Origin of the sequence: Curtobacterium sp. VKM Ac-2889 (genome assembly GCF_015350855.1) — a bacterium.
In the GTDB taxonomy this organism is placed as follows: domain Bacteria; phylum Actinomycetota; class Actinomycetes; order Actinomycetales; family Microbacteriaceae; genus Curtobacterium; species Curtobacterium poinsettiae.
Genome location: NZ_JADKSC010000005.1, coordinates 27,885 through 42,060 on the forward strand (window position 1 = coordinate 27,885; position 14,176 = coordinate 42,060).

Consider the following 14,176-nt stretch of genomic DNA (forward strand, 5'->3'; position numbering starts at 1 on the left):
GTGCGTGTCGGGCCGATCGGGCCCTACGTGGACACCGCGGAGGGCGGCGTCCGACGGTCGGACCGCGTGGTTCCGGTCCCGTCCCGTGCAGTACCGGTGGGAGGCGCGTCAGTGCGCCGTTCCCACCGGTACCAAACCTACTACTCGGACTGGAGGTCTTCTGCGAGAGCGATGAGCGTCCTGACCATCACACCCGTCGCACCCTTGCCCAACCAGGCGTACCCGCCGCCCTTGTTCTCCGACGGACCCGCGATGTCGAGGTGCGCCCAGGGGACACCCTCGCCCGCGAAGCGCTCGAGGAACTTGCCCGCGAGCAGCATGCCGCCGGCGGGGTTGCCGACCGTGGCGTTGACGATGTCGGCGACGTCGCTGGACAGCCGGGCCTCGAGCTCCTCGGGCAGCGGCATCGGCCAGATCGGCTCCGCGACGCCCTCGGCGACGGCGCGGACCTTCGCGACGAGGTCGTCGCTGCCCATCAGGCCGGTCGTGCGGTCGCCGAGCGCGACGACCTGGGCACCGGTCAGCGTGGCGACGTCGACGAGCGCGTCGGGCTGCTCGAGCGATGCGGCGGCCATCCCGTCGCCGAGCACCAGGCGCCCCTCGGCGTCGGTGTTGGTGACCTCGACCGTGGTGCCGTTCTTGAGCGTCAGGACGTCGCCCGGGCGGGTCGCGGTGCCGGAGGGCATGTTCTCGGCCAGGGCGAGCCATGCGGTCACCCGCACGTCGAGGCCCAGGCGGGCGGCGGCGACGGTCGCGGCGAGCACCGTGGCGGCACCGGTCATGTCGGTCTTCATCCCGAGCATCGACGCCGCGGGCTTGAGCGAGAGGCCGCCCGAGTCGAAGGTGATGCCCTTGCCGACCAGGGCGAGGTGCTTCGTCGCGGACTCCGGTGCGTACCGGACGACGACCAGACGCGGAGGCCGGGCGGAACCGCGGCCGACGCCGAGGATGCCGCCGAAGCCCTGCTCCTCGAGCGCCTTCTCGTCGAGGACCTCGACCGTGAGCGGCAGGTCCGAGGCGAACCCGGTCGCGACGTCGGCGACGTCCTGCGGCCCGAGGTCACCGGCGGCGGTGTTCACCAGGTCGCGCACGAGCGACGCGGCGTCGGCGACGATCGCCGGGCGCACCGCGGCGTCGGCGGCGACGTCGGCGGGGGCGACGACCTCGATGCGCTGGTCGCCACGGGCCGGGGCCTTGGTGCCGGTGCCCTTGTGGCGCGTGAAGGCGTACGCGCCGAGCGCCGCGCCCTCGAGGGCGGCTTCGACGAGCTCGGCGGAGTCGGTGGGCAGTGCCAGCGTGATCGAGTCGACGCGGGGGAGCTGTCGGACCGCGCTGCCGGCGGCTGCACGGATCGCGGCGGCGCCCGTGGCGGAGCCGAGGCCGATCAGCGCGACCGACTTCGCCCCGACACCGGAGGCGGGGAGTCGGACGAGCTGGTCCTTCGCGCCGGTGACCCCGATCGCGGCGAGGTCGAGGTCGGCGAGGGCGTCGACCGCTCCCAGGGCGCTGGGCGCGAGGGAAGCGGCACTGTCCGCGTCGCCGGAGGATCCCGGACGGACCCCGACGACGAGGACGTCGGCGGTGGTGGTCTCGGGGGGTGAACTGGTGGTGGAGAGCGTCGGTCGGACCATGCCCCAACCCTACCGACGGCCTGTTCGCTGTCGGCGTCGTCGTCGCGCACCGGGGACGTCGGGGGCCCCGCCTAGCATGGGGACGGTGAACCACCCTGAGGAGCTCTACACGTTCGACGCGGACGCCCCGACCGTCCCGGCGGGGTTGCACCTGGTCGCCGGGCTGACCGGGTTCGCCGATGCCGGTTCCGCCGTCGCACAGTTGACGAACTCGATCCTCGAGGACCTCGACACCGAGCTCGTCGCCGAGTTCGACCCCGACGTGCTGCTCAACTGGCGTGCCCGTCGTCCGGTCATCACCTTCGAGCACGACCACATCAGCGCCGTCGAACCGCCCCGTCTTGCACTGCACCTGGTGCGCGACGAGATCGGCCAGCCGTTCCTGTTCCTGTCGGGCTACGAGCCGGACTTCCAGTGGAACCGCTTCGTCCGCGCCGTCACCGGGCTCGCCGCCGACCTGCAGGTCGCCGACACCACCTGGGTGCAGTCGATCCCGATGCCGGTCCCGCACACCCGTCCGATCAGCCTCACCGTGTCCGGCACCCGGGCCGACCTCGTCGAGCAGATGAGCGTCTGGAAGCCCGAGACCCAGGCACCGGCGAACGTCCTGCACCTGGTCGAGCACCGCCTCGCCGAGACGGGTGCGCAGGTGACGGGGCTCGTGCTGCTCGTGCCGCACTACCTGTCCGACACCGAGTTCCCGGACGCCGCCGTCGCAGCGCTCTCCGGCATCGCCGCCGCGACCGGACTGATCTTCCCGACGGACGCCCTGCGCGAGTCGGGTCGCGAGTTCCTGACGCGCGTCGAGGAGCAGGTGGCCGGCAACGCCGAGCTGCAGCGCCTGGTCTCCGTGCTCGAGGAACGGCACGACACCTACATGGAGGGCAACCCCGTCGCGTCGCCGCTCACCGGCGTCGACGGCGAGGTGCCGACCGCCGACGCGATCGCCGCCGAGCTCGAGCGCTTCCTGGCCGACCGGCGCCCCCCGGGCGACGCGACCGACTGACCGTCGCGGCGGATCCGGACGCTCCGACAGGACGGCCTGGTGGCGCGGTGCGGGCCCGCACCGCGCCTCCAGGCCGTTCCGTCGTCACCTGCACGACGTGACCCGCGTTCGCGACGGCTGTCGCGTATCGACGTGGGGACGCGTCGGTAGCCTGGTCCGGTGAACTCCCGTCGTGCCTTCCTGATCTGGGGCGTCGCGGTCCTCGCGTACGTCCTCGCCGTCGTGCAACGGTCCTCGCTCGGAGTGTCCGGCGTCGACGCGCAGGACCGGTTCGCCGTCTCGGCGGCCGTCCTGTCGACGCTCGCCGTGGTGCAGATCGCCGTCTACGCGGGGCTGCAGATCCCGGTGGGGATCGCGCTCGACCGCGTCGGACCGCGTCGGCTGGTGCTCCTCGGTGCCGCACTGCTGGTCGTCGGACAGGCGATCGTCGCGGTGTCGCCCTCGATCGGGCCGGCCATCGCGGGGCGGGTGCTCGTCGGGGCCGGCGACGCGATGACCTTCATCTCGGTGATCCGCCTGGTGCCGATGTGGTTCAGCGGTCGGATCCTGCCGCAGATCTCCCAGTGGACGGGCAACCTCGGGCAGATCGGCCAGGTCCTGTCGGCGTTCCCGTTCGCCGTGCTCCTGCACTCGGTGGGGTGGACCCCGGCGTTCGGCGTCGCTGCCGCGGCCAGCGCGGTCGGTCTCGTGCTCGCCGCCGTGTTCGTCCGGAACGGTCCGGTGCCGGTGCGGACCGACACGATCCCGCTGCCGCACTCGTGGGGTGCCGCGGTCAGCACCTTCGGGCACGCGCTCCGGCGCCCCGGCACACAGCTCGGGTTCTGGTCGCACTACGTCACGCAGTCCTCGGGCACGGTGTTCTCGCTGCTGTGGGGCGTCCCGATGCTCCGGGGACTCGGGTACTCCCCGGGCGAGGCGGCGGGCTTCCTCACGATCATCGTGGTGGTCGGGTTCGTCGCCGGCCCGGTGCTCGGCGTGCTCTGCGCACGGTTCCCGATGCGCCGGTCGAACCTGGTGCTCGGCGTGGTCGTGCTGCTCGCGGTGCTCTGGACGGCGATCCTGCTCTGGCCCGGGCACCCGCCGACCTGGCTGCTCGTGCTGCTCGTCGTCGCGATGGGCATCGGCGGACCCGGTTCGCTCATCGGCTTCGACTTCGCCCGGACCTTCAACCCGATCGGCTCGCTCGGCTCGGCGAACGGTGTGGTGAACGTCGGCGGGTTCCTCGCGGCGTTCGTGATGATGTACCTGATCGGCGTCGTCCTCGACGTGGCGGCGCGGGCATCGGGCACCACGGTGTTCGCCTGGGAGAACTTCCGGATCGCCCTCACGGTGCAGTACGTCGTGGTCGGGTTCGGCGTCGGGATGCTCCTGCACGCCCGCCGCCGGACCCGTCGGGTGCTGCACTCGGAAGAGGGAATACGCGTCGGACCACTCTGGGTTGCACTCGTTGCACGCCTGCGGAGGCGGCACGTGCAATAATGATCACGGACCCGTTCGGGACCCCTGTCTGTCGGAGCACTTCGGTGCGCCGGTGAACTCGGGGGACTTGACATGGGTCCTAGTGCTGCCCGGAACGGTAGGACTCGTACGACGCGGGGGACTGCGGCGCGGGACCTGGGCGGCGAGGGAAGCCACGACCCCACGAACGTGGCACGACGAGAGAGGTGATCGCATGGCTGCCCGGAGCACGACGATCGATCCCACGAAGGACACCGAGCCCGAGGGCGCTGTGGCAGAGGACGCCACCGCCACCGAGGGCACCGCAGCGCCGAAGAAGCGCGCCACGAAGGCCCCCGCCACGAAGGCCCCTGCCAAGAAGGCGCCTGCCAAGAAGGCAGCACCCAAGGCGAAGAAGACCGACGCCGTCGACGAGGCCATCGCCTCGGACGAGCCGGTCGAGGAGCCGACCGACGAGGCCGACGACACCGACGACAAGACGGCCAAGCCGGACGCCGCTGCCGCGGTCGCCGCCGGTGCGCTCGTCATCTCGCAGACCGACGACGACGAGGCACCGGTCTACTCCACGACCATCACGGGTGCCACCGCCGACCCGGTGAAGGACTACCTCAAGCAGATCGGCAAGGTCGCCCTGCTCAACGCCGAGCAGGAGGTCGAGCTCGCGATGCGCATCGAGGCCGGCCTGTTCGCCGAGGACAAGCTGCAGCACTCGACGGGGCTGTCGAAGCCCGCCGAGCGTGAGCTGCGCTGGGTCGCCCGTGACGGTCAGCGTGCGAAGTCGCACCTGCTCGGCGCGAACCTCCGTCTGGTCGTCTCGCTGGCCAAGCGCTACACCGGTCGCGGCATGCAGTTCCTGGACCTCATCCAGGAAGGCAACCTGGGCCTGATCCGTGCGGTCGAGAAGTTCGACTACACCAAGGGCTTCAAGTTCTCGACGTACGCGACCTGGTGGATCCGTCAGGCCATCACCCGAGCCATGGCCGACCAGGCCCGCACCATCCGCATCCCGGTGCACATGGTCGAGGTCATCAACAAGCTCGCCCGCGTGCAGCGCCAGATGCTGCAGGACCTCGGTCGCGAACCCACTCCGGAAGAGCTCGCACGCGAGCTCGACATGACCCCGGAGAAGGTCGTCGAGGTGCAGAAGTACGGTCGCGAGCCGATCTCGCTGCACACGCCCCTGGGTGAGGACGGCGACTCCGAGTTCGGTGACCTCATCGAGGACACCGAGGCGGTCGTGCCGGCCGACGCGGTGGGCTTCACGATGCTGCAGAAGCAGCTCGAGAGCCTGCTCGACTCCCTGTCCGAGCGCGAGGCGGGCGTCATCCGCATGCGCTTCGGCCTGGGCGACGGCCAGCCGAAGACCCTCGACCAGATCGGTGACACGTTCGGCGTGACGCGCGAGCGCATCCGTCAGATCGAGTCCAAGACGATGGCGAAGCTCCGCCACCCGTCGCGGTCGCAGTCGCTGCGCGACTACCTCGAGTAAGCCGGCATGCGCTTCTTCATCCCGATCCTGATCGGGCGGATCCTCCGTGCCCTCGCCCGTGCGCGGGGCGGTGGATCCGCCTACCCGGGGTTCATCGTCCTGAAGCTCGTGCCGGACTTCCTGCAGCACGTGACGAAGCAGTTCCCGAACGGCGTCGTCTTCGTACTCGGTTCGAACGGCAAGTCGACGACGACGCACATGATCTCCGACATCGTCCGGGCCCACGGGCTCCGTGTCTTCACGAACCCGTCGGGCGCGAACCTGCCGCAGGGCATCGCGTCGGCCCTGCTGTCCGAGGTCTCGCTGACCGGCCGTCTCAAGGCGGACATCGGCATCCTCGAGGTCGACGAGGCCTTCGCGGTGGAGCTCGCCGGCATCCTGTCGCCCTCGACGGTGACGATGCTCAACGTGCAGGTCGACCAGCTGTACCGGTTCTTCGAGACCGAGCGTGTGGCGACGATGATGCTCGACACCGCCGCACTGTCGACGGCGAACGTCATCACGAACCACGACGACCAGTTCCTCGACGGCTACAGCGGCACCCCGGGGCAGCGCGTCCTGCGGTTCGGTGCGAGCGACGAGGTCATCGCCGCAGCGCCGAACGGCCTGCAGAACGCTGACTCGTTCGACGCCGGTGACCGTGCCCAGCACACCGCCGACGCCGAGGTCGTGGCCCACACGGGCGACGGCGCGACGATCCGCTTCGACGGCGCCGAGATCCCGGTCCGTCTGCCCGCCCGCGGCCTGCACTACGCGGTCGACGCCGCCGCGGCCACCGCGACGGCGAGTGCGGCCATCGGTGCGCAGTTCCGCGCCGACGCCGTGACGAAGGCCTTCGGCACGATGAAGCCGGCCTACGGCCGTGGCGAGCGGCTCCCCATCGCGGGCGAGTCCGCCGAGTTCACGATGTTCAAGAACGCCGCGAGCCTGCAGCTCAACCTCGACGCCCTGCCGGACCAGCCCGAGCAGGTCCTCATGGCGATCGACGAGGGCACGCCTGACATCTCCTGGATCTACGACATCGACTTCTCGCAGCTCGACCACGTGGACGTCGTCTCCGGCGACAAGGCGTGGCAGATCGCGATCGCGCTCGAGCATGCCGGTGTCCGCATCGGCCGGGTCGAGCCCGACGTCGAGGCTGCCATCAAGCACATGGAGCAGCTCGGTTCGACGACCCGCGGGACGAAGAACTTCATCGTCAACTACGAGATCATGATGATCGCCCGCAAGGCCCTCGGCCACCCGGACATGGAGAAGACCGCATGACGGCCGACCGGCTGACCATCCTGCACGTCTACCCCCGGCAGATGGGTGTCTCGGGCGACCGCGGCAACGTCGCGGCCCTGGTACGCCGTGCGGCCGCCGCGGACATCGACACGCAGGTGCTGCAGTACGCGCCCGGCGACGACCTGCCGACCACGGCGGACGTCGTCGTGATCGGCAACGGACCGCTCAGCGCCATGCGCTCCCTGGGTGACGACGTCGCACGCATCGGCGGAACGCTCCGTGCGTTCGCGGCCGATGGCGTGCCGGTCGTCGCCGTCGGCGGCGGGTTCGACCTCGCGACGAACGAGGTCGTGCCGACCGAGGGCGCGCCGCTCGCCGGTTTCGGTGTGTTCGACGCCCGTGCCGTGCGCGGTGCCGAGCGCCGCGTGAACTACTTCGTGCTCGAGACCCGGTACCCGCTGCTCCCCGGAGCGCCGAAGCGTCTCGCCGGCTTCGAGGACCACGCCACCCGCATCGAGCTCGCAGCCGGCGTGACGCCCTTCGCCGACGTCGTCTCCGGCGGCGGCAACCAGGCCGGCTCGCCGGTCGAGGGCGCGATCGTCGGGAACTCCTTCGGCACGCACACCCAGGGTCCGGTCCTGCCGCTCAACCCGCAGCTGACCGACGGTGTCCTCGCTGCAGCCACTGCACGGCTGGGCCGCGAGTACGCGCCGAACGCGGAGCAGACGGCGACCATCGACCGCTACGCACGTGAAGCGCGCGCCACGGTCGACCGGTACGTCGACAAGGCGTTCAAGCGCATCGCCTGACACACGACGAAGAAGGCCGGGTCCCGAGGGGGCCCGGCCTTCGTCGTCTCCGCGCGTTCTGAGCCGGGCTGCAGACGGACAGGAGGCGCGGTGCCAGCTGGCACCCCGCCTCCTGTCTGCGTGTCGGTCGCGACTACTTCGACTCGTAGAGTCGGCTGCTCTCGTCGTGCCACTCGATGGCGGTCGCCGCGAGCTTGTCCTTGAACTCGGCGCCGTGGTGGGCGCAGAAGTAGAGCTCGCCGCTCGACATGGTGGCTCGGATGTAGGCCTGCGCCCCGCAGCTGTCGCAACGGTCGGCGGCGGTCAGCTGGTGGTTGCTGACTTCGTCGATGGAGGGGTCCTGCACGGTCTGGGTCATTGCTGTGCTCCTCACGGATCGCAGGTGGTGCCGGGTGGTTGCACCATTTCAACACGTGATGCCTGAGAGCGACGCATTGTCGGGCCCTGTTTCGCTCAGCGCGGATCGCTTGGCCCCAGTGCGAGTGTCCACACGGTGCTGTCGGCGCCGCTCGGTAAACTCCGACGGTGAGCTCCGACTACTCCGCACGCCATCTCTCCGTCCTCGAAGGGCTCGAGGCGGTCCGGAAGCGGCCGGGCATGTACATCGGGTCGACGGACTCCCGCGGCCTCATGCACTGCCTGTGGGAGATCATCGACAACTCGGTCGACGAAGCCCTGGCGGGACACGGTGACGAGATCGGCGTCGTGCTGCACGCCGACGGCTCCGTCGAGGTCCGCGACACCGCCCGCGGCATCCCCGTCGACGTCGAACCGAAGACCGGCCTGACCGGGGTCGAGGTCGTGTTCACCAAGCTGCACGCCGGTGGCAAGTTCGGCTCCGGGTCGTACGCGGCCTCGGGCGGGCTGCACGGCGTCGGGGCCTCGGTCGTGAACGCCCTGTCGGAGCGTCTCGACGTCGAGGTCGACCGTGGCGGCAAGACCTACGCCATGTCGTTCCACCGTGGTGAGCCCGGCATCTTCGACGACAGCAAGGGCATCGGCCCGGACGCCCCGTTCGCGCCCTTCACGTCGGGCAGTGAACTGCGTGTGGTGGGCAAGGTCAAGAAGGGCGTCACCGGTTCCCGGATCCGGTACTGGGCGGACCGCCAGATCTTCACCGCCGACGCCCGGTTCAGCACCGACGACCTGGTCACCCGTGCACGCCAGACGGCGTTCCTCGTGCCCGGGCTCGGCATCACCATCACCGACGAGCGCGCTGCGTCGATCGACGCCGCTGCCGCCCGTGCCGAGGCGACGGGCACCACCGTGGCTGCCGGCCCGGTGGTCGAGCGGTTCCGGTACGAGGGCGGGATCGGCGAGTTCGTCGAGCACCTCGCCGTCGACAGCCCCCTGACCGACGTCTGGCGTGTGCAGGGCACCGGGACCTTCACCGAGACCGTGCCGATGCTCGACGACAAGGGCCACATGGTCTCCACCTCGGTCGAGCGCGAGTGCGAGGTCGACCTGGCACTCCGCTGGGGCAGTGGCTACGAGACCGTGTTCCGCAGCTTCGTCAACATCATCGCGACGCCGAAGGGCGGGACCCACCAGGCCGGGTTCGAGTCCGGTGTCGTGAAGGCCGTCCGCGCCCAGGTCGAGGCGAACGCCCGCAAGCTCAAGGTCGGGCAGGACAAGCTCGAGAAGGACGACGTCCTCGCCGGCATGACCGCCGTGCTGACCGTGCGGTTGCCCGAGCCGCAGTTCGAGGGGCAGACGAAGGAGATCCTCGGCACCCCGGCGGTCCGCAAGATCGTCGACCAGGTGGTGTCGAAGCGCATCACCGAGATCCTGACCTCGACGCAGCGCACCGAGAAGGCGCAGTCGGCCGCCCTGCTCGAGAAGGTCGTGTCCGAGATGAAGACCCGCATCTCGGCGCGGGCGCACAAGGAGACCCAGCGGCGCAAGAACGCGCTCGAGAACTCCTCGCTGCCGACGAAGCTCGCGGACTGCCGCTCGCAGAAGACCGAGGGAACCGAGCTCTTCATCGTCGAGGGCGACTCAGCCCTGGGCACCGCGAAGCTCGCGCGCAACAGCGAGTACCAGGCGCTGCTGCCGATCCGCGGCAAGATCCTCAACGTGCAGAAGGCGTCCGTGTCGGACATGCTCTCGAACGTCGAGTGCGCGTCGATCATCCAGGTCATCGGTGCCGGTTCGGGTCGGACGTTCGACATCGACCAGGCCCGCTACGGCAAGATCATCATCATGTCCGACGCCGACGTCGACGGCGCCCACATCCGCACACTGCTGCTGACGCTGTTCTTCCGGTACATGCGGCCGATGATCGAGCAGGGCCGGGTCTTCGCCGCCGTGCCGCCGCTGCACCGGGTCGTCGTGGTGAACCGCGGCAAGCCGAACGACACGCTGTACACGTACTCCGAACAGGAGCTGCAGACGGTGCTGAAGAAGCTCGAGAAGACGGGCAAGAAGTACCAGGAGCCGATCCAGCGGTACAAGGGCCTCGGTGAGATGGACGCGGACCAGCTGGCGGAGACCACGATGGACCGTGCGCACCGAACCCTGCGCCGGGTGAACGTGACCCATGCCGAGGGCGCTGCGAAGGTGTTCGAGCTCCTGATGGGCAACGACGTGGCGCCGCGCAAGGAGTTCATCCTGGCCGGCGAGGGCCTCGACCGCGACCGCATCGACGCGTAGCGGCGCGGCGGCAGGCCGAGTCTCGGTGCCGCCAGAGCGACACCGTGCCGCCTCCGTGCGCGGTCCGTGCCGCCGAAGCGACAGTGTCCCGCGAACCGTTCGCGGGACACTGTCGCTCTCGCGAGCGAGCGAGCGAGCGAGCGCGCGCAGCGGACGGACGGACGGCCGACGCCCGCCTACGCCTCGCCGGCGGTGCCGTCGAGCGTCGCGGCGCTGCCGCCGATCGAGCCGATGACGGCCTCGAGCGGTGCACCCGACCCGTCACGCTTCGACAGCCAGTCGGGCAGGGTACGGGCGGCGCCGTCGGTGCCGACGGCGTGCGGCGGCGCGATGCCCGCCCAGCCGACGGTGAGCCCGTCCTCGCCCTTCAGGAACGCGTGCGCCCGGACACCCTGGGTCGCGCGGCCCTTCGCGGGGAACTCCGACAGCGCGGAGACCTTGGCGCGGCCGACGTCGGTGCCGGGCAGCGCGGTCGAGGTGGTGGACACCGTGGCGACCACGGCGTCGTCGGAGCGTGCGACGGATCCGAACCAGATCACAGCAGCGCCGTCGGCCAGGGCCATGCCGGCCACTCCACCGGCGGGCAGCCCCTGCGCCCGGACGGCGGACGCCGGGAACCGCAGCAGCTGCGCGTTCGAGCTGATGAACACCAGGTCGTCGGACTCCGGGGCCTGGGCGGCACCGACCACCGCGTCTCCGGGCTTCAGGCCGATGGCGACGAACTCGGGCTTGTCCGGCCAGGCGCCGGGGACGACGCGTTTCACGACGCCGTGCGCGGTACCGATCGCCAGCGAGTCCGACGATGCCCCACCGAGGTCGACGAGCGCGACGACCGTCTCGCCCTTGGTGAGTGCCAGGAAGTCGGTGACCCGGACGCCGGCGTCGAGCCGGACCGCTGCGGGCGGCACAGCGGGGACGTCGACGGGGGAGAGCCGCAGGACCCGCCCGGTGGAGGTCAGGGCGCCGAGCTGCCCGCGCACCGTGCTCACCACGGCGGAGCGGACGGCGTCGTGCTTCGAGCGCTTCGGCACGCGGACGATGCCGAGTTCCGACGTCGGGATGTCGACGCGGATGAGCCGCCCGGTGGTCGAGAGCAGCACGCGGCAGGGGGAGTCGGCGATCTGCAGGGACTCCGGGTCGACCGCGGCCTTCCGACCGCCCTTGACCGGGGCGTCCGCCTCGGTGAGCAGGGTGCGGCGCGGGGTCGCGAACTTGTCGGACACCTCGGTCAGCTCGAGGGCGACCTGCGCGCGGAGGCGCTCGTCGGACGCCAGCAGTTCTTCGAGGGCGGCGATGTCGGCGAGCAGCTGGTCACGCTCGGCCTCGAGCTCCATCCGCGAGAACTTCGTCAGGCGACGCAGGCGCAGCTCGAGGATGTACTCAGCCTGCACCTCGGACAGGTCGAAGACGTCGCGCAGGCGGTTGCGCGCCGCCTCGGAGTCGTCGGACGTGCGGATGACCTGGATGACCTCGTCGATGTCGAGGATCGCGATGAGCAGGCCCTCGACCAGGTGCAGCCGTTCCTTGCGACGTGCAAGCCGGTACTGCGACCGGCGGGTGACGACGTCGAGCCGGTGCTGCACGTAGACGTCGAGGAGCTCGCGCAGCCCGAGGGTGCGCGGTGACCCGCCGACCAGGGCGACGTTGTTGATGCCGAAGCCGTCCTCGAGCGGGGTGTGCTTGTAGAGCTGCTCGAGCACGGCGGTGGGGTTGAAGCCGCTCTTGATGCCGATGACGAGCCGGAGCCCGTGGTTGCGGTCGGTCAGGTCGTTGACGTCCGAGATGCCGACGAGCTTCTTGGACTGGACGCCGTCCTTGATCTTCTCGATGACGCGCTCGGGGCCGACCAGGTAGGGCAGCTCGGTGACGACGAGGCCGACCTTGCGCGGGGTGAGGTTCTCGACGCTCACCTTGGAGCGGGTGCGGAACGAACCGCGGCCGGTGGCGTAGGCGTCGCGGACCCCGGAGAGCCCGACGATGGTGCCGCCGGACGGCAGGTCCGGTCCGGGCACGAACTCCATGAGCTCTTCGAGGGTGGCCTGCGGGTTCATGAGCAGGTGCTTCGCGGCCTCGACGACCTCGCCCAGGTTGTGCGGTGCCATGTTCGTCGCCATGCCCACCGCGATGCCGGAGGCACCGTTGACGAGCAGGTTCGGGAACGCCGCCGGCAGCACGCCGGGCTGCATGATCTGGTTGTCGTAGTTCGGGACGAAGTCGACGACGTCCTCGCCCAGGCCCTCGGTCATCGCCATCGACGGTTCGGCGAGCCGTGCCTCGGTGTAGCGGGCGGCAGCGGGTCCGTCGTCGAGTGAGCCGAAGTTGCCGTGGCCGTCGACGAGCGGCACGCGCATCGTGAACGGCTGGGCCATCCGGACCAGCGCGTCGTAGATCGCGCCGTCGCCGTGCGGGTGCAGCTTGCCCATCACCTCGCCGGTGACGCGGGCGCTCTTGACGTGTCCGCGGTCGGGGCGCAGCCCCATCTCGGCCATCTGGTACAGGATCCGGCGCTGCACCGGCTTCAGGCCGTCGCGGGCGTCGGGCAGTGCCCGCGAGTAGATGACGGAGTACGCGTACTCGAGGAAGGAACCCTGCATCTCCTCGGAGACGTCGACGTCCTCGATGCGCTCACCGTCGGGCAGGCCGACTACATCCGTGCGTGCCATGGCACCTTTCTGGAAGACCAGAGTCGTCTGGAAGACTCGTGGAATGGGAACAAGCGTACCGACGGCCCCCGACGGCGTCGCGAACCTCGCCGACGTCTTCCCGAGTTGCCTCGTCGCGCTCGGTGCAGCGGACGATGCGTGGTTGCGTGGCAACGGCCTGGAGGCCCGGATCACCCTCCGCCCCGCCCGCTCGGCGATCGTCGTGCTGGTCGACGGCCTCGGGTCCGCCGCGCTGTCCGCGCGCGCCGGGCACGCCCGCTGGCTGACCGGCGCGAAGGGCACCGGCACCGCGAAGAAGCTGCGGAGCGGGTTCCCGACCACGACCGCGGCCGCACTGAGCACGCTCACGACGGGCCGTTCGCCCGGCACCCACGGGGTGATCGGCTACAGCGGCTGGAACCCGGACACCGGTGCCGTGATGAACCTGCTCGGAGGCTGGGACACCGAGGTGCCCGCCGACTGGTTCCTGACGCATACGCTGTTCACCCGGGCGGCTGAGCTCGGACTCGACCCGGTCGTCGTCGGGCCGGACCGGTACCGATCGTCCGGGATGACCGCGAACGTGCTCGGCGGTGCGCGGTACGTGTCGGCGGACTCGATCGCCCAGCGGGTCGACGCCGCCCTGGCCGAGACGGACTCCGGCCGGTCGTTCGTCTACCTGTACGTGCCGGAGCTCGACTCGATCGGCCACAAGTCCGGCTGGCAGTCCGACCGGTGGACGGCCGCGCTCGAGTTGCTCGACGGGGAACTCGCCCGCCTCGATGCCCGCAGCGCCGACGACGTGGGGGTCCTGGTGACGGCGGACCACGGTGTGCTCGACGTGCCGGACCACGCGAACATCGCGATCGACCCGCTGCTGCTCACCGACGTCGTCGGTGTCGCAGGAGACCCGCGCTGCCGACAGCTCACGGTCGCACCGGGCACCGACGTCCGCGCCCTCGTCGGCGCGTTCCGGGCGCGCTACGGCAAGAAGGCGTCCGTCGCCAGCCGTGCCGAGGCGATCGAGGCCGGGTGGTTCGGGCAGGTGTCCGACGAGGTGGTGCCGCGGATCGGTGACGTGCTCGTCGTGGCGCGAGGCTCGTGGGCGTTCAACGACGACCGAGCCCTGCGCGAGGACGAGACACCGAAGCGCATGATCGGCCAGCACGGCGCGATGACCGACGAGGAGACGATCGTCCCGCTCCGGCTCGCCGGCGCCTTCGCCCACTAGGGGCGTCGGCGCCGACGCGCGGTCGTCCGGA

The 14,176-nt window shown here is 70.6% G+C and carries 10 protein-coding genes; 7 read left to right on the forward strand and 3 right to left on the reverse strand.

Features of this window, described 5'->3' with window-relative positions; all coding sequences use genetic code 11:
* Nucleotides 1-140 precede the first annotated feature (140 nt).
* Nucleotides 141-1,631, reverse strand: a complete 1,491-nt coding sequence (locus ITJ50_RS15235) for a leucyl aminopeptidase (RefSeq protein ID WP_194590849.1) — start codon at nt 1,629-1,631, stop codon at nt 141-143.
* A gap of 76 nt (nt 1,632-1,707) precedes the next feature.
* Between ITJ50_RS15235 and ITJ50_RS15240 the strand changes: the two genes are divergently transcribed.
* The 5 genes from ITJ50_RS15240 (at nt 1,708) to ITJ50_RS15260 (ending at nt 7,620) form a co-directional block, all read left to right on the forward strand.
* Nucleotides 1,708-2,637, forward strand: coding sequence for a proteasome assembly chaperone family protein (locus ITJ50_RS15240; protein ID WP_194590850.1), 930 nt, complete (start codon nt 1,708-1,710; stop codon nt 2,635-2,637).
* Between the two features lie 159 nt (nt 2,638-2,796).
* The gene (locus ITJ50_RS15245; RefSeq protein ID WP_194590851.1) at nt 2,797-4,116 is read left to right on the forward strand and encodes an MFS transporter; all 1,320 of its coding nucleotides are present in this window, start codon (nt 2,797-2,799) and stop codon (nt 4,114-4,116) included.
* Nucleotides 4,117-4,309: 193 nt separating this feature from the next.
* Entirely contained in the window at nt 4,310-5,584 is a 1,275-nt protein-coding gene (locus tag ITJ50_RS15250; protein WP_017886090.1) for an RNA polymerase sigma factor, read from the forward strand.
* A gap of 6 nt (nt 5,585-5,590) precedes the next feature.
* Nucleotides 5,591-6,850, forward strand: a complete 1,260-nt coding sequence (locus ITJ50_RS15255; RefSeq protein ID WP_194590852.1) for a MurT ligase domain-containing protein — start codon at nt 5,591-5,593, stop codon at nt 6,848-6,850.
* Complete coding sequence (locus tag ITJ50_RS15260) at nt 6,847-7,620, forward strand: type 1 glutamine amidotransferase (protein ID WP_194590853.1); 774 nt, start codon at nt 6,847-6,849, stop codon at nt 7,618-7,620. Before ITJ50_RS15255 ends, ITJ50_RS15260 begins: the two co-directional genes overlap by 4 nt.
* A 133-nt stretch (nt 7,621-7,753) precedes the next feature.
* Here the strand turns inward: ITJ50_RS15260 and ITJ50_RS15265 are convergent, their stop codons facing one another.
* A complete protein-coding gene (locus ITJ50_RS15265) occupies nt 7,754-7,978 on the reverse strand; it encodes a hypothetical protein (protein ID WP_017886093.1) in 225 nt (74 codons plus the stop codon).
* 167 nt (nt 7,979-8,145) lie between these two features.
* Between ITJ50_RS15265 and ITJ50_RS15270 the strand changes: the two genes are divergently transcribed.
* Nucleotides 8,146-10,272: a DNA gyrase/topoisomerase IV subunit B gene (locus ITJ50_RS15270; protein WP_042537038.1), complete on the forward strand. Its 2,127-nt coding sequence runs from the start codon at nt 8,146-8,148 to the stop codon at nt 10,270-10,272.
* A 176-nt stretch (nt 10,273-10,448) separates the two neighbouring features.
* Here the strand turns inward: ITJ50_RS15270 and ITJ50_RS15275 are convergent, their stop codons facing one another.
* Nucleotides 10,449-12,935, reverse strand: coding sequence for a DNA gyrase/topoisomerase IV subunit A (locus ITJ50_RS15275; protein ID WP_194590854.1), 2,487 nt, complete (start codon nt 12,933-12,935; stop codon nt 10,449-10,451).
* A gap of 43 nt (nt 12,936-12,978) precedes the next feature.
* Here ITJ50_RS15275 and ITJ50_RS15280 point away from each other — a divergent pair, with 43 nt between their 5' ends.
* Nucleotides 12,979-14,145, forward strand: coding sequence for an alkaline phosphatase family protein (locus ITJ50_RS15280; RefSeq protein WP_194590855.1), 1,167 nt, complete (start codon nt 12,979-12,981; stop codon nt 14,143-14,145).
* Nucleotides 14,146-14,176 lie beyond the last annotated feature (31 nt).

What these genes read in the sequence shown, in the direction of transcription:
- ITJ50_RS15235 (WP_194590849.1), bottom strand. Translation starts at nt 1,631, where the DNA reads ATGGTCCGACCGACGCTCTCCACCACCAGTTCACCCCCCGAGACCACC.
- ITJ50_RS15240 (WP_194590850.1), top strand. Translation starts at nt 1,708, where the DNA reads ATGGGGACGGTGAACCACCCTGAGGAGCTCTACACGTTCGACGCGGAC.
- ITJ50_RS15250 (WP_017886090.1), top strand. Translation starts at nt 4,310, where the DNA reads ATGGCTGCCCGGAGCACGACGATCGATCCCACGAAGGACACCGAGCCC.
- ITJ50_RS15255 (WP_194590852.1), top strand. Translation starts at nt 5,591, where the DNA reads ATGCGCTTCTTCATCCCGATCCTGATCGGGCGGATCCTCCGTGCCCTC.
- ITJ50_RS15260 (WP_194590853.1), top strand. Translation starts at nt 6,847, where the DNA reads ATGACGGCCGACCGGCTGACCATCCTGCACGTCTACCCCCGGCAGATG.
- ITJ50_RS15265 (WP_017886093.1), bottom strand. Translation starts at nt 7,978, where the DNA reads ATGACCCAGACCGTGCAGGACCCCTCCATCGACGAAGTCAGCAACCAC.
- ITJ50_RS15275 (WP_194590854.1), bottom strand. Translation starts at nt 12,935, where the DNA reads ATGGCACGCACGGATGTAGTCGGCCTGCCCGACGGTGAGCGCATCGAG.
- ITJ50_RS15280 (WP_194590855.1), top strand. Translation starts at nt 12,979, where the DNA reads ATGGGAACAAGCGTACCGACGGCCCCCGACGGCGTCGCGAACCTCGCC.